20 protein-coding genes and 3 tRNA genes are annotated in these 21,247 nt (G+C 67.2%); 3 read left to right on the top strand and 20 right to left on the bottom strand.

Going from position 1 to position 21,247, the window contains the following annotated elements:
• Positions 1 to 48 precede the first annotated feature (48 nt).
• The 5 genes from IFE19_RS05700 to IFE19_RS05680 form a co-directional block, all read right to left on the bottom strand.
• Entirely contained in the window at positions 49 to 1,395 is a 1,347-nt protein-coding gene (locus IFE19_RS05700) for an MATE family efflux transporter (protein ID WP_207826293.1), read from the bottom strand.
• A 65-nt stretch (positions 1,396 to 1,460) separates the two neighbouring features.
• The gene (locus tag IFE19_RS05695; RefSeq protein ID WP_207827433.1) at positions 1,461 to 1,859 is read right to left on the bottom strand and encodes a DUF1489 family protein; all 399 of its coding nucleotides are present in this window, start codon (positions 1,857 to 1,859) and stop codon (positions 1,461 to 1,463) included.
• Between the two features lie 170 nt (positions 1,860 to 2,029).
• Entirely contained in the window at positions 2,030 to 4,021 is a 1,992-nt protein-coding gene (locus IFE19_RS05690) for an acetyl-CoA carboxylase biotin carboxylase subunit (protein ID WP_207826291.1), read from the bottom strand.
• Between the two features lie 9 nt (positions 4,022 to 4,030).
• The gene (locus IFE19_RS05685; protein ID WP_207826289.1) at positions 4,031 to 4,933 is read right to left on the bottom strand and encodes an enoyl-CoA hydratase-related protein; all 903 of its coding nucleotides are present in this window, start codon (positions 4,931 to 4,933) and stop codon (positions 4,031 to 4,033) included.
• 79 nt (positions 4,934 to 5,012) lie between these two features.
• A complete protein-coding gene (locus IFE19_RS05680; protein ID WP_207826288.1) occupies positions 5,013 to 6,605 on the bottom strand; it encodes a carboxyl transferase domain-containing protein in 1,593 nt (530 codons plus the stop codon).
• 80 nt (positions 6,606 to 6,685) lie between these two features.
• Here IFE19_RS05680 and IFE19_RS05675 point away from each other — a divergent pair, with 80 nt between their 5' ends.
• Positions 6,686 to 8,485 (top strand): patatin-like phospholipase family protein, encoded by a 1,800-nt coding sequence (locus tag IFE19_RS05675; RefSeq protein WP_207826286.1) that lies wholly within the window; start codon positions 6,686 to 6,688, stop codon positions 8,483 to 8,485.
• On the opposite strand, the gene IFE19_RS05670 is transcribed toward IFE19_RS05675, so the two are convergent.
• The 15 genes from IFE19_RS05670 to IFE19_RS05600 all read right to left on the bottom strand — a co-directional run bounded on the left by IFE19_RS05670 (position 8,418) and on the right by IFE19_RS05600 (position 17,592).
• Complete coding sequence (locus tag IFE19_RS05670; RefSeq protein WP_207826284.1) at positions 8,418 to 9,203, bottom strand: methyltransferase domain-containing protein; 786 nt, start codon at positions 9,201 to 9,203, stop codon at positions 8,418 to 8,420. The two genes, IFE19_RS05675 and IFE19_RS05670, sit on opposite strands and share 68 nt — an antisense overlap.
• A 47-nt stretch (positions 9,204 to 9,250) precedes the next feature.
• Positions 9,251 to 9,327: transfer RNA gene (locus IFE19_RS05665), tRNA-His, on the bottom strand.
• A gap of 94 nt (positions 9,328 to 9,421) precedes the next feature.
• A complete protein-coding gene (locus tag IFE19_RS05660; protein ID WP_225910425.1) occupies positions 9,422 to 10,126 on the bottom strand; it encodes a M48 family metallopeptidase in 705 nt (234 codons plus the stop codon).
• A gap of 185 nt (positions 10,127 to 10,311) precedes the next feature.
• Positions 10,312 to 10,980: an energy transducer TonB gene (locus IFE19_RS05655; RefSeq protein WP_207826282.1), complete on the bottom strand. Its 669-nt coding sequence runs from the start codon at positions 10,978 to 10,980 to the stop codon at positions 10,312 to 10,314.
• Between the two features lie 18 nt (positions 10,981 to 10,998).
• A complete protein-coding gene (locus IFE19_RS05650) occupies positions 10,999 to 11,427 on the bottom strand; it encodes an ExbD/TolR family protein (protein WP_207826279.1) in 429 nt (142 codons plus the stop codon).
• Positions 11,428 to 11,432: 5 nt separating this feature from the next.
• A complete protein-coding gene (locus tag IFE19_RS05645; RefSeq protein ID WP_207826277.1) occupies positions 11,433 to 12,347 on the bottom strand; it encodes a MotA/TolQ/ExbB proton channel family protein in 915 nt (304 codons plus the stop codon).
• 440 nt (positions 12,348 to 12,787) lie between these two features.
• Positions 12,788 to 12,863 (bottom strand) — tRNA-Phe (locus IFE19_RS05640).
• A 72-nt stretch (positions 12,864 to 12,935) separates the two neighbouring features.
• Positions 12,936 to 13,091 carry a DNA gyrase inhibitor YacG gene (locus IFE19_RS05635; RefSeq protein WP_207826275.1) on the bottom strand — a complete coding sequence of 52 codons (156 nt, stop codon included), beginning with the start codon at positions 13,089 to 13,091 and terminating at the stop codon, positions 12,936 to 12,938.
• Positions 13,091 to 14,128 carry a ribonuclease E/G gene (locus tag IFE19_RS05630; protein ID WP_207826273.1) on the bottom strand — a complete coding sequence of 346 codons (1,038 nt, stop codon included), beginning with the start codon at positions 14,126 to 14,128 and terminating at the stop codon, positions 13,091 to 13,093. The genes IFE19_RS05635 and IFE19_RS05630 overlap by 1 nt, the downstream gene beginning before the upstream one ends.
• Position 14,129: 1 nt before the next feature.
• Complete coding sequence (locus IFE19_RS05625) at positions 14,130 to 14,729, bottom strand: Maf family protein (protein WP_207826271.1); 600 nt, start codon at positions 14,727 to 14,729, stop codon at positions 14,130 to 14,132.
• Positions 14,730 to 14,737: 8 nt separating this feature from the next.
• Positions 14,738 to 14,956: a translation initiation factor IF-1 gene (gene infA, locus IFE19_RS05620; protein WP_003164348.1), complete on the bottom strand. Its 219-nt coding sequence runs from the start codon at positions 14,954 to 14,956 to the stop codon at positions 14,738 to 14,740.
• A 101-nt stretch (positions 14,957 to 15,057) separates the two neighbouring features.
• Positions 15,058 to 15,525: a UPF0262 family protein gene (locus tag IFE19_RS05615; RefSeq protein ID WP_207826270.1), complete on the bottom strand. Its 468-nt coding sequence runs from the start codon at positions 15,523 to 15,525 to the stop codon at positions 15,058 to 15,060.
• Positions 15,522 to 16,004 carry a DUF2948 family protein gene (locus IFE19_RS05610; RefSeq protein ID WP_207826269.1) on the bottom strand — a complete coding sequence of 161 codons (483 nt, stop codon included), beginning with the start codon at positions 16,002 to 16,004 and terminating at the stop codon, positions 15,522 to 15,524. The genes IFE19_RS05615 and IFE19_RS05610 overlap by 4 nt, the downstream gene beginning before the upstream one ends.
• Positions 15,994 to 17,283: a UDP-N-acetylglucosamine 1-carboxyvinyltransferase gene (gene murA, locus IFE19_RS05605; protein WP_207826268.1), complete on the bottom strand. Its 1,290-nt coding sequence runs from the start codon at positions 17,281 to 17,283 to the stop codon at positions 15,994 to 15,996. The genes IFE19_RS05610 and murA overlap by 11 nt, the downstream gene beginning before the upstream one ends.
• A gap of 102 nt (positions 17,284 to 17,385) precedes the next feature.
• Positions 17,386 to 17,592 (bottom strand): hypothetical protein, encoded by a 207-nt coding sequence (locus tag IFE19_RS05600; protein WP_207827736.1) that lies wholly within the window; start codon positions 17,590 to 17,592, stop codon positions 17,386 to 17,388.
• Positions 17,593 to 17,654: 62 nt separating this feature from the next.
• On the opposite strand from IFE19_RS05600, the gene IFE19_RS05595 reads away from it, so the two are divergent.
• Both IFE19_RS05595 and IFE19_RS05590 read left to right on the top strand, forming a co-directional pair.
• Positions 17,655 to 17,729, top strand: a tRNA-Thr gene (locus IFE19_RS05595).
• Between the two features lie 173 nt (positions 17,730 to 17,902).
• Entirely contained in the window at positions 17,903 to 21,199 is a 3,297-nt protein-coding gene (locus IFE19_RS05590; protein ID WP_207826267.1) for an amidohydrolase family protein, read from the top strand.
• The last annotated feature ends 48 nt before the right edge of the window (positions 21,200 to 21,247 follow it).

The following is a 21,247-nucleotide window of genomic DNA, read 5'->3' as shown; positions in this document are numbered from 1 at the left end:
GATATAGAGGCCCGTTACGCCCGCGTCACCCCGCCGTCACGCCTCAGCTCAGGCCGGAAGCCGCCTGGCGATCCGCACGAAGCGCCCGGTCAGCAGCGCGCCGGAGATCAGGCTGGCCACGATGACCGACCAGACCAGACCATCGACGCCGATCCGGTGCGCCAGCCACCAGCCCAGCGGGATCATGATGACGCCATAGGACAGCAGATGCATCAGCGTCGGCCAGACCACGTCGCCCGCCGCGCGGTTGGCCTGGGCGGCGACGACCTGCTGGGCGTCAGCGACGAAGAAGAGGGTCGCCAGCACCAGGGCCGGGGCCGCGATGGCCAGGATGGCCGGGTCGGTCGTATAGGCGCTGACCACCAGAGGCGCGGTCAGCCACAGGCCGATGGCGATGATGAAGGCCAGAACCGTAACCACGCCGATGCCCGCGAGGCCGCCGCGCATGACGCCGGCCCGATCGCCCGCGCCGTAGCTGCGGCCGACCAGAACCGCCGTCGCCGATGACAGGCCCATGGGCACCATGAAGACGATCGCGGAGACGTTGATGACAACGGCCCAGCTGGCGGTCTCGGCCGCGCCCAGTTGCCCGGCGAACAGGGTCATGGCGGCAAACGCCCCGACCTCGATGAAATTGGACGAGCCCGCGCCGAAACCGACCTTCATCTGCTCGCGCTCGACGACCTTGTCGCGCTTCGGCTTGTTGAACAGGCCCCAGGCCTTCGCCTCGGGCAGGCGCAGAATGAAGATGACCAGGAAGACGGCCAGCGCCATGCGGGCGCCGAACGTCGCCCAGGCCGAGGCCTGTGCGCCGTGCAGACCGAGGCCCAGAATGTCCGGCACCAGCAGCAGGTTCAGGCCCAGGTTGACCGCATTGGCCACCCACATGGCGACCATGCCGGCCTTGGGCCGATGCAGGCCCTCAAGGAAGAACTGGGCCGCGACCGAAATCAGATAGGCGGGCATGGACAGGGCGAAGATCATCAGCACCGGCGAGGCGCCCTCGCCCAGCCCGTCCTCCAGACCCATGTGCTTCAGGCCGAACGGCCCCAGCGCCATCAGGGCGATCATGGAAACGACGCCGATCTGCAGGGCATAGACCATGCCGCGACGCAGGACCGCGCCGACCTCGTCCTTGCGGCCCTCGCCCAGCAGGCGGGCGGTCATGACCTGCACGCCCATCATCAGGCCGACCGCCGTGGTCAGCACGACCGACGACGGCGCCCAGGCCAGGGAGTGGAAGGCCAGTTCGCGGCTGGCGTAGTGGCCGACGACGATGGCGTCGGTCAGGCCCATGGTCATGATGCCCAGACGCGCCAGCACGACCGGCCAGGCCAGCTTCAGCAGCTCGGACAGGGTTTCGCGGGTCTTGAAGCTGAGCAGAGCATTGGTCATGGGAGCCGGGACAGGCCACGGGCGCGGCCAAAGGTCAACACCTGGCCCCTAATGCCACAAAAGGGTCACCAGGCGCCGAGTTCACGCAGCTCGCGCGCCAGATCGTCGGGCAGGTCCGTCGCCTCGGCCACCGACAGGTCCGGCGGCGCGTCCTTGGGCTCGAAATAGCGCCAGCCCTGAAACGGCCGCCGGGCCAGGGGCGCGGTGCGGATGACATTGCTGTCCAGCTTGATCTCACAGCGACTGGCCTTGCCCTCGCCGATGGTCGTGATCTCCAGGATGCGCTGACGGCAGGTCACCGAGCCCTTCATGACCCAATAGAGCGAGCCGCCGTCCTCGATCTCGGCGGCGCGCTTGGGCGTCATGCGGGTGTGGACGATGCGCCAGTCGGACCGCGCGGCGTTCGCCTCCAGCGTCTCGACCTCGGACACGCCGACGCAGAGTTTGATCATGTGAAGGGGCATGGGGTGCAGATAGTCTCTTGGCGCGATGGGCGAAACCACCCAGTCCGTCATCCCGAGGCCGCGCAGCAGAACCCGGGACCCAGGCGGCGGATCTTGCACGGCCCTGTCAGTGAGTGAGGCGAAGGCCTGGGTCCCGGATCGGCCTGACGGCCGTCCGAGATGACGGCGGATTAGTCGGCGGCTTTCACCACGGCCAGAACCGCGCCGTCTGTGACCTGATCGCCGACAGCGACGTTGAACTCGGCCACCACGCCGTCGAAGGGCGCGGTCAGGGCGTGCTCCATCTTCATCGCTTCCAGCACAACGACCGGCTGGCCCTTGGTCACGACGTCGCCGGCCTTGGCGGGCGCGGCGACGATCTTGCCGGGCATGGGGGCGCGAAGGCCGCCGTCGGAGGCCGAGCCGCCCGCACCCGCAGCGGCCTTGCGGCGGCGGAATTCGATGACGTCGCCGTCGTCGAAGACCACGATCCGCTCGGCGTCCGGGGCGAAGGCGGTGACGACGTCGCCGTCGACCACGACCAGATCGGTCTCGCCATAGACGCGGGCGGTTTCGCCCTCCACCCCGACGTCAAAGCTGGACTGGCGCCCGTGCCAGCCCGGCTCGCCCGCCAGGGTCACGGCGTGCTGCTGGTCTCCGTGGTGCAGGGCCGTGTGCGACTGGGCGGCGCCGTTCATGCGGAAGCCGAACAGGCCCGCCCGCCACGGAGCCAGCGACTTGTCCTCGACGTCAAAGGCTGCGGCGTCGGCCTCCAGCCCGATCAGGCCAGCGGCGCCGACGATGGCGCGCGCCGAGACGGACGCACCGAGGAGCACCCCCTCCTCTGCTGCGATGAAGCCCGTGTCCACGTCGCCTTCGACAAAGCGAGGGTGGTCCAGGCAGCGGGCCAGGAAGCCGGCGTTGGTGCGGACGGGCCAGACCTCGACCTCGCGGCAGGCATTGGCCAGACGGGCGGCGGCGGCTTCGCGGCTGTCGGCGTGGACGATCAGCTTGGCGATCATCGGGTCGTAGAACTGGCTGACCTCGCCGCCCTGCTCCACCCCGGTATCGACGCGGATGTCGTCAGGCATGACGAAGTGATCCAGCCGACCGATGGAGGGCAGGAAGCCGTGGGCCGGATCTTCGGCGTAGAGACGAGCCTCCATGGCCCAGCCCTTCATCGGGATGTCGGCCTGCGCCAGCGGGATGGGCTGGCCCGCCGCGACGCGCAGCTGCCATTCGACCAGATCGACGCCGGTGATGGATTCCGTGACCGGATGCTCGACCTGCAGCCGGGTGTTCATCTCCATGAACCAGATGCGGTCGGCCTTCAGCCCGTCGGAGGCGTCGGCGATGAACTCGATGGTCCCCGCGCCCTGATAGTTCACGGCCTTGGCGGCGCGGACGGCGGCGGCGGTGACGGCCTCGCGCGTGGCGGCGTTCATGCCGGGGGCCGGAGCCTCTTCAATCACCTTCTGGTGGCGGCGTTGCAGCGAGCAATCGCGCTCGTGCAGGTGGACGACATTGCCGTGGCTGTCGCCGAAGACCTGCACCTCGATGTGGCGCGGACGGGTGATGTAGCTCTCGATCAGGACGCGCGGATCGCCGAAGGACGACTGCCCCTCGCGCTGGGCGCTGGCCAGACCGTCGGCGAAGTCCTCAGGCCTATCGACCTTCTTCATGCCCTTGCCGCCGCCGCCGGCGATCGCCTTGATCAGGACCGGGAAGCCGATGCGGTTGGCCTCGGCCGTCAGGGTCTCAACCGACTGGTCCTCGCCCTGATAGCCGGGGGTGACGGGCACGCCCGCCTCGATCATCAGCTTCTTGGCCGCGTCCTTCAGGCCCATGGCGCGGATCGAGGACGGCTGCGGGCCGATCCAGACGATGCCCGCCGCCATGACCGCCTCGGCGAAGTCGGCGTTCTCGGACAGGAAGCCGTAGCCGGGGTGGATGGCCTCCGCCCCCGTCGTCTTGGCCGCCGCCAGCACCTTGGCCGCATCCAGATAGGATTCGCGCGCCGCCGCCGGGCCGATCAGCACCGCCTCGTCCGCCTCGCGAACGTGCAGGGCGTTAGCGTCGGCCTCGGAATAGACGGCGATGGTCCGCAGGCCCATGCGGCGAGCGGTGCGGAAGACGCGGCAGGCGATCTCGCCGCGATTGGCGACCAGGATGGACTTGAACATTCGGCTACCTTATTGCGCCCAGCTCGGGGCGCGCTTGTCGAGGAAGGCGCGGACGCCTTCCTGGCCTTCTTCCGAGACGCGGGCGCGGGCGATCCGTTTGGCGGTTTCTTCCAGCAAACGATGGTCGATGGCCTCGCCCGCCACGTCGTTCACCAGACGCTTGGCCTCGCCCATGGCGCCGGGGGCGCAGGTCGTCAGGCTGTCGGTCAGCATGGAGATGAACTCGTCGACCGAGCCCTCCGGCAGGACCAGGTCGATCAGGCCCGCGTGGGCGGCGTAGTCGGCGTCGAAGATATTGGCCGTCAGGAACAGCTGACGGGCGCGACGCGCGCCGACGGCCTCGATGACATAGGGGGCGATGGTCGCAGGGATCAGGCCCAGCTTGACCTCGGAGAAGGCGAAGCGCGCGCCCTCGACGGCCACGGCCATGTCGCAGGCGGCGACGATGCCCGCACCGCCGCCCATGGCCGCGCCCTCGACCAGGGCCACCGTCAGGGCCGGCACGTCGTGCAGGGCCTTGAGCATCTTGGCCAGGCCCATGGCGTCGTCGCGGTTGTCGGCCTCGGACCAGCCGGCGGCGTCGCGCATCCAGTTCAGGTCTGCGCCCGCGCTGAAGGTGCCGCCCGCGCCCCGGATAAAGACCACGCGCACCCGGTCGGCGCCCTGCAGGGTCTCGAAGGCTTCGAACAGGGCCGCGATGGTGGCCGCGTCGAAGGCGTTCTTCTTCTGCGGGCGGTTGATGGTCACGAAGACCACGCCCGACGGCAAGGCGTCGATCTTCACCAGATCATTGTCCGCATCCGGCGCCGGATCGGCGACGAAGGGATGGGCGATGGCGTTGATCTCAGCGGCCTCGGCGTCGGTGACGTCCAGGGCGTTCAGGTCTTCTTCAGTCGGCTTCTGGTCGGTCATGGTCGGCTCCTTCGCCGAAGTGAAACGCGGCAGCAGGGCTTTGGTCCTTGCTGCGGATCAAAGTTGAGCTTTCGCCCGATTACATCCGGAACACGCCGAAGGTCGTCTCGGGGATGGGGGCGTTCAGGCTGGCGCTGATGGCCAGGCCCAGGACGTCGCGGGTCTGGGCCGGGTCGATGACGCCGTCGTCCCACAGGCGGGCGGTGGCGTAATAGGGATTGCCCTCGTCCTCGTACTTCTGACGGATCGGCGCCTTGAAGGTCTCGGCCTCTTCCAGCGTCCAGGTGTCGGCGTCGCGGTGGACGGTGGCCAGGACGCTGGCCGCCTGCTCGCCGCCCATCACCGAAATCCGGCTGTTGGGCCAGGTGAAGAGGAAGCGCGGGGAATAGGCCCGGCCGCACATGCCGTAGTTGCCGGCGCCGAAGCTGCCGCCGATCAGGACGGTGAACTTGGGCACCTCGGCGCTGGCGACGGCGGTCACCAGTTTGGCGCCGTGCTTGGCGATGCCCTCGGCCTCATACTTGCCGCCGACCATGAAGCCCGAGATGTTCTGCAGGAAGAGCAGCGGAATCTTGCGCTTGCAGGCCAGTTCGATGAAGTGCGCGCCCTTCTGGGCGCTCTCCGAGAACAGGACGCCGTTGTTGGCCAGGATGGCCACCGGCTGGCCCCAGATGCGGGCGAAACCGCACACCAGAGACGTGCCGTACAGGGCCTTGAACTCGTCCATCTCCGAGCCATCGACGATGCGGGCGATGACCTCGCGCACGTCATAGGGGGCGCGGACGTCCTCGGGGATGATCCCGTAAAGCTCGGCCGGGTCATAGGCCGGGACGCGCGGCTCGCGCACATCGAGCGGCTGCGGCTTGATGGTGTTCAGGTTGGCCACGATGGAGCGGACGATCTCCAGCGCGTGCTCGTCGTTCTCGGCCACATGGTCGACCACGCCGGACTTGCGGCCGTGGGTCTCGGCGCCGCCCAGTTCCTCGGCCGAGATGACCTCGCCCGTCGCGGCCTTCACCAGCGGCGGACCGGCCAGGAAGATGGTGCCCTGGTTGCGCACGATCACCGTCTCGTCGGACATGGCGGGCACATAGGCGCCGCCGGCGGTGCAGGAGCCCATGACGCAGGCGATCTGCGGGATCGACTTGGCGCTCATCCGCGCCTGGTTGAAGAAGATACGGCCGAAGTGGTCCCGATCGGGGAAGACCTCGGCCTGGTGCGGCAGGTTGGCGCCGCCCGAATCGACCAGATAGACGCAGGGCAGGTTGTTCTGCTCGGCGATCTCTTGCGCACGTAGATGCTTCTTCACCGTCAGCGGGAAGTAGGCGCCGCCCTTCACCGTCGGGTCGTTGGCGACGATCATGACCTCGCGACCCGAAACCCGGCCGACGCCGCAAATCATGCCCGCGCCTGGCGCTTCGTCCCGATACATGCCGTTGGCGGCCAGCTGGCCGACCTCGAGGAAGGGCGAGCCGGGGTCCAGCAGGCGCTCGACCCGGTCGCGCGGCAGCAGCTTGCCGCGCGCCACATGACGGTCGCGGCTGGCGTCGGAGCCGCCGCGCGCGGCCTTGGCCACCTTCTCGTAAAGCTCATCCCGCAGGGCGCGATTGTGCGCATCCAGCGATTTGAAAGCAGGACTGTTGCGATCGACGGCGGAAATCAGCTTGGGCATGCCCCAAGGTTTAGGAGGCTTCCGCGCCGGTGGGAAGCGTCCGCTTTCCTGTCGAACAGATTCCGGCCTAAACCATGCTCATGGCTGCTGAACGTCCCGACACGCCGCCCGACTCGCTGGAAGCCGCCCTCGCGCGGGTCTTCGAGGGCACGAAGAACACCCGCGCCAGCTGGTTCGCCCTGACGCGGGGCGAACGGCTGTTCTCGGCGGGCGATCCCGCCGACACCCTCTATCTGCTGCGCGCCGGCCGGCTGGGCGTATTCCGCGACGACAACGGACGCGGCCCCCAGTTCATCGGCGTCATCAAGCCCGGCGATCCGGTCGGGGAAATGGCCATGCTGGCGGGCACCACCCACATGGCCAATGTCGTGGCCCTGCGTGACAGCGACGTGGTCGCCCTGCCCCGCGACGCCTTCTTCGAGGCCGCCCGCACCGAGCCCGCCCTGATGGCGGAGCTGGGCCAGGTCATGCTGACCCGCGCCCGCGATCGCAACTCCACCGGCTCTGATCCGACCGTTTTCGGTTTCATCTCGGCGCGAGCCCAGCCGATCAGAAGCTTCGTCGAGCGCGTGGCCCGCGCGGTCGAGGCCCAGGGCTTCACCTGCCGCATCATCGACCACACGGCCCTGTCGTCCGCCGCCGAATGGTTTTCAGGCGTGGAAGACGCCCACGACTACGTCCTCTACGTCGCCGAATCCGACGAGCCCGGCTGGGCCGCCCTGTGCGCTCGTCAGGTGGACCGGGTCTTCATGGTGGGCGACGCGGACCGCAGGCCGCAGGCGCCCATCCTGCCGTCCGAGATCGAAGACGAAGCCCACCCGCTGACCGATCTCATCCTGCTGCGTCCCGCGCACATGGGACGACCGACCCGCACCCGCGACTGGCTGGAGGCTTTCAAGCCGGGTCGCTGGTTCCATGCCGTCGAGGGCCTGTTCGACGACACGGCGCGCATCGCCCGCATCGTCACCGGCTCGGCGGTCGGGGTGGTGCTTTCAGGCGGCGGCGCCCGCGCCTACGCCCACATCGGCGCGCTGAAGGCCCTGCGCGAGGCTGGCATGCCGATCGACTTCGTCGGCGGATCGTCGATGGGCGCCGTCATAGCCGCCGGACCGGGTCTGGGCTGGTCCGACGAGGAACTGGACGAGCGCATCCGCAAGGCCTTTGTCCTGTCCGACCCCCTGTCGGACATCGCCTTCCCCATCATCGCCATGACTCACGCCCGTAAGGTCGCGCGCCTGATGCAGGACGCCTATGGCGACGTGAGTATCGAGGACATGCCTCTCCCCTTCTTCGCCGTCTCGACCAATCTGACCTCGGGCAAGGTCGAGGTGCATCGCGAGGGGATGCTGCGCCACGCTCTGCGGGCCTCCATCTCCCTGCCCGGCGTCATGCCGCCTGTGGTGATGAACGGTCAGGTCCTGGTCGACGGCGCGGTGCTGCGGAATTTTCCCAGCGAGGTCATGCGCCGCCTGAACAGCGGCCCGGTCGTCGGCGTGGACGTGTCCCAGACCCGCGGCGTCGATCCCAAGGCGCTGGAGGACCCGCCGTCCTGGTGGCGCTGGATCCTGTCAGGCGCGTGGAAGAAGGGACCGCCCATCGTCTCGGTGCTGATGCGCTCCGCGACCCTGTCGACCGAGGCCGAACTGATGCAGGCGCGAGCCGACACCGACCTGCTGATCCTGCCCCGACCCGAGGGCGTCGATATCCGCGACTGGAAGGCCTACGACCCCGCCGTGTCCTCAGGCTACGCCGCCGCCCAAGCCGCGCTGGCGACGCTGAAATGCCCGGTCGAGCACCTGCATCGCCACCGCGTCAACGCCTTTGCGCCACAAGAAACAGACGAGGAAATGGTAGAAGAGTCTGCCCCTGCGCCCGTCTAGGGAAGGCCGCTGACAACCGCCGGCCCAGCGCCTCGAGAAAGGCGTCCCGCGCCGACGGCTCGCCATCCAGGGCGGTCAGGTAAGGCCGCAGCGCCGTGCCCTTCATCCATTCCAGCACAGCGTCGTCGCCCGTCAGCACGTGCAGATAGGTCGTCGACCAGATGTCGATATCGTCGCACAGCGGCGCCAGTGCCTCATAATAGACCTCCGCCGGCAGCAGGGGCGCGATCGTGTCCACCCCCGCCAGCAGCGGCGCCCACGGACCGTCCGCCGCCGTCTCACGCATGATCGTGTGGTGGCGCGTCTCCCAGGCCATCGGCATCTGCACCGCCAGCAGACCGCCGGGCGCCAGGGTCCCGGCCAGGCGCGCGAAAAGGGCCGCGTGATCCGCCAACCATTGCAGCGAGGCATTGGCCAGAATCAGATCAGCGGGCCTGGTCGGCGTCCAGCTGGCGATGTCGCCGGCAGACCAGTCGACTTCGACCGACAGGGCGCGGGCCTGCTCCAGCATGGCCGTACTGGAATCCATGCCATGAACATGGGCGGTCGGATGGCGGCGTTTCAGCAGGGCCGCGTGCTGGCCCGCGCCGCAACCCAGATCCCAGATCTCGGTCGGCGCGAAATCCTCGGGCAGGCGCACCAGCAGATCTAGCGCGGCGCGGTCGCGCTGGGCTTCAAAACGATTGTATTGCTTGGGGTCCCACGCAGGTGCGGACATTTGATCGATACCTCCCGAACCGACGCCAAAGCGATTCTGTCGGGGAATGGTACAGCCTCTCAGGTTTGAACTGAGGACCTCCGGCTCCACAAACCGGCGCTCTAACCAACTGAGCTAAGGCTGCACATCTCTGCGCGAGGGCGGTTCTCTAGCGGGCCTCGCCCGATGGAGCAAGCGCCCTTTTTACCCTCGACGCTGGGAAATCGCTTTTATCCCCGTCAGTTCCATCCCCGACTGGCGATGTACTGCTCCAGCGCGGCGATCCGCGTCTGATCCGACGGGTGGGTCGAGGCGAACTGCGGGGTCGAGGACTGACGCTGCTGGGCCATGGTGCGCCACAAGGCCACGGCTTCCGAAGGCTTGTAGCCGGCGGCCGCCAGGTAATCGACGCCAAGACGATCGGCCTCCAGCTCATGGCTGCGCGAGAAGGGCAGCAAGACGCCCAGTTGCGCGCCCAGACCGCCAAAGGCCTGAACCGCCTGACCATAGTCCCCGGCCTGGCTCTGCACGGCTCCCAGAACCAGGCCCGTAGCGGCGTTGGTCGAGGATCGCTCGGCGGCATGACGCGCGACGACGTGACCCACCTCGTGACCGATGACGGTCGCCAGCTGATCGTCGTTCTTGGCCATGTTCAGCAGCCCCGTCGTCACACCGATGTGGCCCGATGGCAGCACGAAGGCGTTGGGCGTCGTGTCCTCGAACACCGCATAGTCCCAGTGACGATCCGTCAGGCGCGCCGCCTGGACGATACGGTCGCCGACGCGGCGTACGCGGGCGTTCTGTGCGGCGTTGCTCGACACCTTCTGGGTGCGAAGCGTCTCGGCCCAGGCGGCGCGCGACTGCTGGATCAAGGCGCTGTCGTCCACGATCAGGAACTGATTGCGGCCCAGGGTTTCATTGTAGGCGCAAGCGCCGAGGCTCACGAGCCCGACACCAAGCGTCAAAGTAGCGAGAATGGACTTGGGCGACACGGGACCTCCGGAAATGCTCCAGGCCCATAATGCACAGCCTCCTCTCAAGCTCCATGCTCGAAAGGCGCGCAGACAGCGCAAAGAAAAACGCCCCGGGGTGTCCCCCAGGGCGTTCAACCTGATCTCGGATGAGATCCTTAGTCCAGTCGGAACCGGGTCGTGAACTCGACGCGGGCGCCGACGGCGGCGCCGTCGACAGTCCGCGGCGCCAGACGACCCGAACGGGCCGCCCGAAGAACCGCCTGGCCGAAACCGGCGCCGGCAGGATCTTCGTCAACCACACGACAGTCCGAAAGGCTGCCGTTGGGCGCCACGGCGCAGTTCACCTTGGCCGAACCCGACTCGATACCGCGCGAGTTAGCGCGTTCCGGGAACTCGGGTTGGACCTGGCGCGACCAGCTCGGGTTGGTGATGACCGAAGGCTTCGGCGGCGCGGGAGGAGCCGGCGGAGGCGGAGGTCCGGGGACGATCACGGGCGGGCCCGTGTATTCCTGGCGGTCTTCCTTCTTCGTCGGTTCGACGGCCACAGTCACCGGAGGCGGAGGCGCCTGGGTGTTGATCTGCGGTTCACGCACCTGAAGCTTCGGCGGCGGCGGAGGCGGAACCTCCATCAGCTCAACGTCGACGACCTCGTCCTCGTAGGTCATTTCCTTCAGCTTGAACTTGTTATTGTACAAGTACAGGCCCGCCAGGGCGTGGACGATCACCGAAATGGAGATACCCACGATGGCGCCGGTCGAAAGCTTCTTCTTCTTCTTCGGCGGATCCAGGATCGGATCGCGGTGGACGTGAGGTTCAGCTGTCATGCTATTCGCCCGCCCCCCTTATTGCTCTTCGCCAACGAGGGCGACGCTATAGAAACCGTTGTCCTGGAGGGCGTTCATGACCTGCATGAAGTCGCCATACCGAGTCTGCTGGTCTGCACGAATGAAAATACGCTCGTCGGCAGGATTCCGGCGTCCGATCTGGACGCGCAGGTCATCACCGAGCGAACCCGGCGAGGACTGCATGTCGCCAATCCAGACATCGCCATCATTTTGAATGGAGATGAAGACGGGCGTCGGCGGATTCTTGCCGGGAGGTGCAACGGCGCGAGGCAGTTTCACCGGCACCGACACGGTGGCGAGCGGAGCCGCCACCATGAAGATGATGAGGAGCACGAGCATGATGTCAACGAAAGGCGTGACATTGATCTCGGCGTTAGCCTCGACGGTGTACTTGCCGCCGCCGGAACCGGAAAGTTTGGCGGCCATCCGTCTTATGCTCCCTTGTCGAGCTGACGCGAGATGGCGTTGATCAGTTCAGCATTGAAGCCGTCCGAACGGGTGCCGTAGGCCGAGATGCGCGTGTTGAAGTAGTTGTAGAAGATAACGGCCGGGATAGCGGCGAACAGGCCGATACCGGTGGCCAGCAGGGCTTCAGCGATACCCGGAGCAACGACGGCCAGGTTGGTCGTGTTGGACTCGGCGATGCCGATGAAGGAGTTCATGATGCCGTAAACGGTGCCGAACAGACCGATGAACGGACCGGACGAACCGACCGAAGCCAGGAACTGCTGGCCGCCCGACAGGCGCTTGGCCAGACCGGCTTGAACAGCGGCGACGGCGTTCTGCGAGCGCAGCAGGGCCGAGTCGCGATGGGCGCCGGTCACTTCCAGGCCAGCTTGACGCGACAGTTCGATTTCTTCGGTGGCGGCGGCGGCCATGTCGGCCAGCGGGTTGCCGTCGAAGTCTTCCGACGTGGCCACGCGGCGCATGTCAGCGATGGTGCGGGCGCCGCGGAAGGCTTCCAGGAAGCGGTCGGTGGCCTTGTTCAGAGCGCCGAACTCCAGCAGCTTGATGAGCAGCAGGGTCCAGGAGAAGATCGAGGCCAGCAGCAGGCCGATCATGACGGCCTTAACGACTGCGGTGGCTTCCATGAACATGGAGACCGGGGTGATGCCGCCGCCGTGGCCGCCCGAGACCGACTCGCTGACCGTGGTCGGATCAGCGGCGGGGGCAGCGGCGTCAGCAGCCGGAGCGGCGGCGTCAGCGGCCGGAGCGGCCGGAGCAGCGGCGGCGGCAGGAGCAGCGGCCGGAGCCGCAGCGTCTTGCGCCAGAACCGGCGAGCTCGCCATCAGGACGGCGGCGCCGGCCATTGCGAGGAGGATATTCGTCTTCTTGCTATCGAGCATTGTTCGCCAGTTCCTGCTTTGGTCTGACACGTGGAACCCAAGACACGGACCGCGTCAGTCGGCCGTCCCTATAATGAAATTGCGCCACCGCCGGATCGAGCCGGATCGGTGGAGCCGCCCCCCCGCGACATCCGTTCGAAAACGGACGCCGCCGCCAAGGTCCGGGCACAATATCCCGGTCACCCCGACCTGCAAGCAGGAATGCGGTTAAGTCCCTTTGGCGAACACCCCACGTAGCGTCAAGTGCGCAAAGTTTCTTTTCCCCTTCGCACCTGCAGCAATCAGAAAGTTCGGCACGAAATTTGCCGGCACCGCAACAAACACGACACGAAACCGTCGCATCACGCGATGTTACGGAAATGCAATTCCCAAGGCGAAATTTAGGCCATTTTACGGCACAGCTTCTCGCGAAGCAGAAAGTCGCATCATTTGTAAGGGAGTGGTGCCTGGAGGCGGGTTCGAACCACCGACACGCGGATTTTCAATCCGCTGCTCTACCAGCTGAGCTATCCAGGCGCACGACGTTGTCGCGAGAGGCGGGTCTATAGGCGAGGCTGACGGGGCTGTCCAGACGCCAATTCACTCAATTCAGCGATCTTTTTCATCTTCGGCCGCTTCTTCGGCCGGAATGGCGTAGCCGCCGGTGAACCAGCGTTGCAGGTCGATGTCGGCGCAGCGCTTGGAGCAGAAGGGCTTGTAGGCCGGAACGGCCTCCTGGCGGCGGCAGATGGGGCAGAGCGACATTATAGAGCCTCTTCAATTCTGACGGCGCCGGCGACCATCAATGGATCAGCCAGCACACTACCCCTCGGGCCCAGAGCCTCTGCCAGCGGCGCGGCCAGCGCCGCTTCTTCAGGCGTGCAGCGCACGACGAAACGCGGCGCGGCGGGATCTGACAGCATGGCGAGGCGAAGCCGACGCACGACGGCGATGGCTCGAGCTTCAAGGGCTGGGCGTCCGCCGGCGTCCAGCAGCCGTTCGTCCAGCGGAGTCCTGCGCCACGGCAGGGACAGCTGCACCAGACCAAAACGGCTCAAGGGCCCGAACAAGGCCTGCGGCTCCGTTGCAAAGGCTGCGCGCACCCCTTTCATTATAGTGTCGCCGTGCAAACCCGCGCCGATCAGATCGACCACGACCAGTCCGCCCCACCCTTTGAGCGTCAACAGACGGGCGGCATGAACCAGACCCGCTCGATTGGCCGCCTCCCGGCTCTTGCGGGAATCGCGACCCGGCGCGGGAGCATGGTCAATATCAACGGCGATCAGGGCGCGAGTGCGCTGGATCATCATGTCCAGCCCGCAGGCGGGATCAACGACCGAAGCGGACAGCGCATCCTCCTCGGCTTCCAGAGCGGCGCGAATCGCAGCCACGCCGGTCCGAGGCGCGACGCCTGGCGCTATAGACGAAAGCACCGCGGCCACGTCAGGCCCCGCCGCCAGCAGACGAGGTTCGCCAGACGCGTCACCCAGGCGGCGCAGCACCGGCCCCTTGCGTTCGCGCGGTTCGGCGGTGACCTCGACCTCGATCTTGGCCCCCTCCCCCCGCTTGTCATCCTTGCCCAGCGGCAGGAAGCCGAACGGCTCGCCCGCGCCCAGATCGACGAAGGCGGCGCGCAGGCCCGGTTCGACCCGCGCGATACGCCCCACGCAACGCGCGCCCAGCCGATCGCTCGGCCGGTCGCTCTCACGCTGCAGGATCAGATGCGTATAGAGGCCGTCGCGGGCGATGACGCCGCGGGTCTCGCCCGGCGTCTCATCGAGGAAGACCTCGATATCGGCCACGTCAGGCGCTCTTGGGCCGCCAGCCGGCGCCCCGAAGCAGGTTGGCCGCTTCATAAAGAGGCAGACCCATGACGGCGGGATGGCTGCCGACGATGCGGCGCACGAAGGCGGCGGCCGTCCCCTGGATGCCGTACCCGCCCGCCTTGCCGCGCCATTCGCCCGAGGCGACATAGGTCGAGATCTCTTCTGGCGACAGGGTCTTGAAGGAAACGCGGGTATCGACGACCCGGCAGGTCGCCTTTCCATCAGCGATCACGACGACGCCGGTGAAGACGCGGTGATTGCGACCCGACAACAGTTCGAGGAAACGCCTGGCCTCGGCTTCGTCCGCCGGCTTTTCCAGCAGGCGCCGACCCAGGGCCACCACGGTGTCGGCGGCCAGGACGACGGCGTCGGGCGAACGCGCCGCCACGACCTCGGCCTTGCCGCGCGCCAGGCGCTCGGCCAGACGCGACGGCGTCTCGCCCTTCAGCGGCGTCTCGTCGATGTCGGCGGGATCAACATGATCAGGAACCACCCCGATCTGCGCCAGCAGCTCAATGCGGCGCGGGCTCGACGAGGCCAGAACCAGCCGCGGAGCCGAAAGGTCGGGACGCGACACGCGCGTCCTTACTTGAAGCGATAGGTGATGCGGCCCTTGGTCAGGTCGTAGGGCGTCATTTCGACCAGCACCTTGTCGCCCGCCAGAACGCGGATGCGGTTCTTGCGCATCTTGCCGGCGGTGTGGGCGATGATCTCGTGGTCGTTTTCCAGCGTCACGCGGAAAGTGGCGTTCGGCAGCAGTTCGCTGACAACGCCGGGGAACTCGAGAAGCTCTTCCTTGGCCATGCGGTCTCTCTCGCCCGAAAAACGGCTTAAGGCTCGCGTCGGGCGTGAACGCGAGCCGTGAAGGAGGCGCCTAATGCACCAAAACGCCGAAATAGTCGAGTTCAGCCGCGTCGATAGACGGCGCAAACCAGCGTGAACAGCCGACGGGCGGTTTCCTTGTCGATCTCGACCTTGCCTTCGAGACGCGCGCGCAGCAGTTCCGCGCCCTCGTTGTGCAGGCCGCGACGGCCCATATCGACCGACTCGATCTGGCTGGGCGAAGAGCCGCGCAGGGCCTCGTAATAGCTCTCGCAGATCAGGGCGTAGTCGCGGATCACCGTCTTCATCGGCGACAGCGACAGGACATGGGTGCGAGCGAAGTCCGGCCCGACAATATCGAAGGCCAGCCGGTTGTCTTGTGACGACAGACGAAGCGTATAGGGCCCGCCCTCGGCCCCCTCCGGCGTAAAGCTGTTCTGCTCAACCAGATCGAAGATGGCCACACGGCGCTGATGTTCGATCTCGGCGGTCGCGGCCGGCAGGGAGGCGACGTCCACCTCGATGGACGACAGCTTGTGCGGACCACTCACGACTGCACCTCATCCAGATGTGTGGGCGCCACGCGCGCAGGCCAGCGGTCCGACAGGTCCGTCAGCACGGCGTCCAGGCACTCCACGTCGATACGCAGATCCCCGCCGCCGGCGAACATCAGGATGACGCGGCCGCCGGGGGCCTCGGTCGGCTCGAAATCGAGGGCCAGAAGCTCCAGCGCCGATTCAGGCAGGCGCGGCAGCCGCCTGCTCTTGACCGCCTCGACGTCGCCGAACTGCATCGCCGCCATGACGCGCGTGCCGCCGCACTCCCAGCAGAAGCGCGACAGGACGATGGTCAGACGCCGAGCTTCCTTTTCCCAGCGAATATCGACAGGCCGCATGATGGCGTCCTGAAGCGCGGCCGAAATGATCTGCAGATCGACGGCGTCCTCGGCCAGCAGGCGCAAGGGCTCCATGGGCGACAGGGCTTCCGCCGCCGCGTCGTTGTCAGAGATCGCCTCGACCTCAGTGCTCATCCGCCTCGCCTTTCACGCGCCGCACGTCGGCGCCGCAGGCCCCCAGCTTTTCTTCCATCCGCTCGAAGCCGCGATCCAGATGATACACGCGACCGACTGTGGTTTCGCCATCCGCGACCAGACCGGCCATGACTAGGCTGATCGAGGCCCGCAGATCGGTGGCCATGACCGGCGCCCCGTGCAGCTTCTCGACGCCACGCACCCGCGCCTCACCGGCATGGACCGAGATGTCGGCGCCCAGACGCGCCAGTTCGGGCGCGTGCATGAAGCGGTTCTCGAAGATGTTCTCGTGGATGACGCTTTCGCCTTCGGCCGTCGTCATTAGGGCCATGAACTGGGCCTGCAGGTCAGTGGCGAAGCCCGGATAGATCTCGGTCGTGACGTTGACGGCCTTGAGCCGCTGCGTCGGGTCGCGACGGACGATGACGCCGTCGGCGGTGGCTTCGACCTCGACCCCGGCCTCGATCATCTTGTCGGTCAGGGCGGTGATCAGGTCGGCGCGGCCCTTGGTCAGGCGCACCTCGCCCCCGGCCATCGCCGCCGCCAGCGCATAGCTGCCCATCTCGATCCGGTCGGGAATCACCGACCAGGTCGCGCCCGACAGCGACGAGACGCCGGTGATGGTCAGGACGTCGGTGTCCAGGCCCTCGATCTTCGCGCCCATGGCGATCAGGCAGCGGGCCAGGTCGCCGATCTCCGGCTCGCGCGCAGCGCGCTTCAGCACCGTCGTCCCGTTGGCCAGCACCGCCGCCAGCAGGGCGTGTTCGGTAGCGCCGACCGAGACGAAGGGGAACTCGATCTCGGCCCCTTGCAGCCCCTTGGGCGCGTGGGCGGAAACATAGCCCTCTTCCAGTTCGATCTGCGCGCCCATGGCCGTCAGGGCCATCAGGTGCAGGTCGACCGGGCGCGCGCCGATGGTGCAGCCGCCGGGCAGCGAGACCTTGGCCTCGCCCGAACGGGCCAGCAGCGGCCCCAGCACGTTGAACGAGGCCCGCATCTGACGAACCAGATCATAGGGGGCGAAGGTCGAGGTCAGCGTCGGCGCGTGGAACAGGGTCTCCTGACCGTCGACGCCGTTGCGCTCGGTCACCTCAACGCCGAACTGCTGCAACAGCTGGCCGAGGAATCGGGTGTCCGCCAGACGCGGCATGTTTGTCAGCAGCAGAGGCTGATCCGTCAGGATCGAGGCCGCCATCAGCTTGATGGCCGAATTCTTGGCGCCGCTGACCTCGATCTGGCCGTTCAGGCGGTTGCCGCCGTGGATGACGATGCTGTCCATGAAATCTTTCGCGGCCGGAAACCCTGCGTCCCGGCGAACAGCTTATCTAGCAAGCCCTTACGCCCTCGCGAAAGAGCTGCGTGCACGCAAGAACGATGACTTTCAGTTGCGCTCGGTAGCAGGGCGCGGCGAAGCGGTCGGCGCCTTGCGACGCTTCAGGTTGGTGCGCAGTGCGGCGGCCAGGCGAAGGGCACGCTCGGCCTTGGTCTTCTGCTCGCGCGTCGGCTCAATGGCCGGGGCGGCGGGAGCGGCGTCTTTGGGCGGTGTTTCCATGCCGCGCAGCAGACCGCGTGCAAAGTTTTTGATCAAGCATGCATTTTGCACTTGGCCCGGCCGAAGGGGTTGGCTATACGGCCGCTTCCTCAGTGACCGCCGCCGTAGCTCAGTGGTAGAGCGCATCCTTGGTAAGGCTGAGGTCGTGGGTTCGATTCCCCCCGGCGGCACCATCCCGACCCTTGCAGATCAACGACTTGCAAGGGTCGGGGCCACTCTCCCCGACAATCAGATTGCGCTGTCCTGACGCGGATGAAATGCGCCATTCGTCGCCTGACGTCTGGTCAAGCCCGCACCGCGCCCGCTAGACCTTCCGACCTCATCAGTAGGGGTATTGGGGGCTCTCATGAAACGCAGCCTGTTGACCACCGTCGCGGCCCTGGCCGTGGCCTTCCCGGCGTTCGCGCAAAATGCACCGGCCAGCGATTCGACGGCGACCGCCGCCGCGACGCCGGCCAAGCCGAAATGGGACGTCCAGAACCCGCCGGGCGCGTCGCATGATGCGACCATCGACGTCACCGAGGGCACCTGGATGTCTCTGGACGTCAGCCCGGACGGCCGCGAGATCGTCTTCGATCTGCTGGGCGACATCTACGTCATGCCGATCGGCGGCGGCGAGGCCCGCGCCATCGCCTCGGGCGTGGCCTGGGATATGCAGCCCAAGTTCTCGCCGGACGGCCGCTCCATCGCCTTCACCTCGGACCGGGGCGGCGGCGACAACCTGTGGGTCATGGATCGTGACGGCGCGAACGCCAAGCAGGTGTCGAACGAGACCTTCCGCCTGCTGACCCAGCCCGACTGGTCGCCGGACGGCCAGTTCATTGTCGGCCGCAAACACTTCACCTCGTCGCGCTCGCTTGGCGCGGGCGAGATGTGGATGTACCACCGCGCGGGCGGCGGCGGCGTGCAGCTGACCGAGCGCCGCACCCAGCAGAAGGACACGGGCGAGCCCGCCTTCTCGCCCGACGGCCGCTACCTCTACTTCAGCGACGACGCCACGCCCGGCGGCGTGTTCGACTACTCCAAGGACCCGAACACCCAGATCTATGTGATCCGTCGTCTGGATCGCGAGACGGGCGAGATCACGCCCTTCGTCACCGGCCCCGGCGGCTCGATTCGCCCCACCCCCTCGCCCGATGGCAAGTCCCTGGCCTTCATTCGGCGCGACCGGTACAAGTCGGTCCTCTACGTCATGGACCTCGAATCGGGTCGCGAGACCCCGATCTACGACGCCTTGGACCGCGACCTGCAGGAAACCTGGGCCATCCACGGCGTCTATCCGACGATGAGCTGGACGCCCGACAACCGCGGCATCGTCTTCTGGTCGGGCGGCAAGATCCATCGCATCGACGTGGCCTCGAAAGCCGTCAGCGAAATCCCCTTCCACGTCGCCGACACCCGCCGCGTACAGGAGGCTGTCCGCTTCCCCGTCGAGGTCGCGCCTGACCAGTTCGACGTGAAGATGGTCCGCTGGGCCCAGACCTCGCCGGACGGCTCCAAGGTCGTGTTCGAGGCCCTGGGCAACCTGTGGATTCGCGACCTGAGGAACGGCGTCGCGGGCGCCCCGCGCCGCCTGACGCGCCAGAGCGACCACTTCGAGCTCTATCCGTCCTGGTCCCGCGACGGCCGCTCCATCGTCTACACGACCTGGAACGATCAGGACCTGGGCACGCTGCGGGTGATTCCCGCCGGCGGCGGCGAAGGCCGCGTCATCAGCGCCCAACCCGGTCATTATCTGGAGCCGCAGTTCTCGCCGGACGGCCAGACGGTCGTCTATCGCACCTCCAGCGACGGCTTCCTGCGCACCGCCCTGTGGAGCCGCAATCCCGGCGTCTATCGCACCTCGGTGCGCGGCGGCGAGCCGACCCTGATCACCGAGAACGGTTCCAACCCGCAGTTCGGCGCCCGCAACGACCGGATTTTCCTGACCGCACGCGACGGCGACAAGCGCGTGCTGAAGTCGGTCAACCTGTCCGGCGAGGACGAACGCAAGCACCTGAGCAGCGAATGGGCGGCCGAGTTCTCGGTCTCGCCTGACGAGCATTGGGTGGCCTGGACCGAGCGGTTCAACGCCTATGTGACGCCCTTCGTCTCGACCGGCCGCGCCATCACGGTCGGCGCCGACACCAAGGCCCTGCCCCAGACCCGCGTGACGCGCGACGCCGGCGAATGGCTGCACTGGTCGGGTGATTCCAGCCGTCTGCAATGGTCGATGGGACCGGAGCTGTTCTCGCGTCCGCTGAGCGAGAGCTTCGCCTTCGCCGAGGGCGCGCCGGCCGAACTGCCCAAGCCCGCCGAGCATGGAATCAAGATCGGCTTCAGCGCCGACTACGCCAAGCCGACCGGCCGCGTGGTCCTGAGCGGCGCCCGCCTGATCACCATGAAGGGCGACGAGGTCATCGAGGACGGCGTGGTCGTCATCAACGGCAACCGCATCGAGGCCATCGGCCCGCGTGGCTCGGTCACGGTGCCCGCCGACGCCCGCGTCATGGACATGGCCGGCAAGACCATCATCCCCGGTCTGGTGGACGCCCACTGGCACGGCTCGATGGGCTCGGACGAGATCATCCCGCAGCAGTCCTGGGTCAACTACGCCGCGCTCGCCTTCGGCGTGACCACCATCCACGACCCGTCCAATGATTCGAGCGAGATCTTCGCCCACAGCGAACTGGCCAAGGCCGGTCGCGTGGTCGGCCCGCGCATCTTCTCGACCGGCACCATCCTGTACGGGGCGGCGACGCCCTTTACGGCCCAGGTCAATGATCTGGACGACGCCCTGTCCAACCTGCGCCGGATGCAGGCCATCGGGGCCTGGAGCGTCAAGAGCTACAACCAGCCCCGCCGCGACCAGCGCCAGCAGATCCTGGAGGCTGCGCGCGAACTGGGCATGATGGTGGTGCCCGAGGGCGGCTCGCTGTTCCAGCACAACATGAGCATGGTGGTGGACGGCCACACCACGATCGAGCACTCGATCCCGTTGGCGCATCTGTACGCCGACGTGCACCAGCTGTGGCGTCAGACCAAGGTGGCCTACACCCCCACCCTGATCGTGGCCTATGGCGGCAACTGGGGTGAGAACTACTGGTATCAGGCCACGGATGTCTGGAACGACCCGATCCTGACGAAATACGTCCCCCGCCGCATCCTGGACAGCCGCGCCCGCCGCCCGGTCCATGTGCAGCCTGACGAACTGAACCACATCTCCATCGCCCGCGAGGCCAAGCGCCTGGCTGACGAAGGCGTGTCGGTGCAGATCGGCGCCCACGGCCAGCGCGAAGGCCTCGGCGCCCACTGGGAGCTGTGGATGTTCGAGCAGGGCGGCATGACCCCGCACGAAGCCCTACGCGTCGGCACCCTGAACGGCGCCACGGCGCTGGGCATGGACAAGGACATCGGCTCGCTGGAAACCGGCAAGCTGGCCGACCTGGTCGTGCTGGACGCCAACCCGCTGGAGAACCTGCGGAACACGGTCAAGATCGGCTACACCATGATCAACGGCCGCATCTTCGACAATCACATGAACGAGGTCGGTCAGGCCCCGCGTCAGCCCTTCTGGCACCAGAGCGCCGAGGGTCAGGCCTGGAGCGCGGGTGCAGCCTCCGCCGACGCGGACGCCCACGGTCACGCGCACGGCCACGACTGACAATCGTCAGTCCAGATACGAAGAGGGCCCGACCATCCGGTCGGGCCC

It is taken from the genome of Brevundimonas pondensis (genome assembly GCF_017487345.1).
In the GTDB taxonomy this organism is placed as follows: Bacteria; Pseudomonadota; Alphaproteobacteria; order Caulobacterales; family Caulobacteraceae; genus Brevundimonas; species Brevundimonas pondensis.
This window is presented reverse-complemented; position numbering and strand designations above follow the sequence as displayed.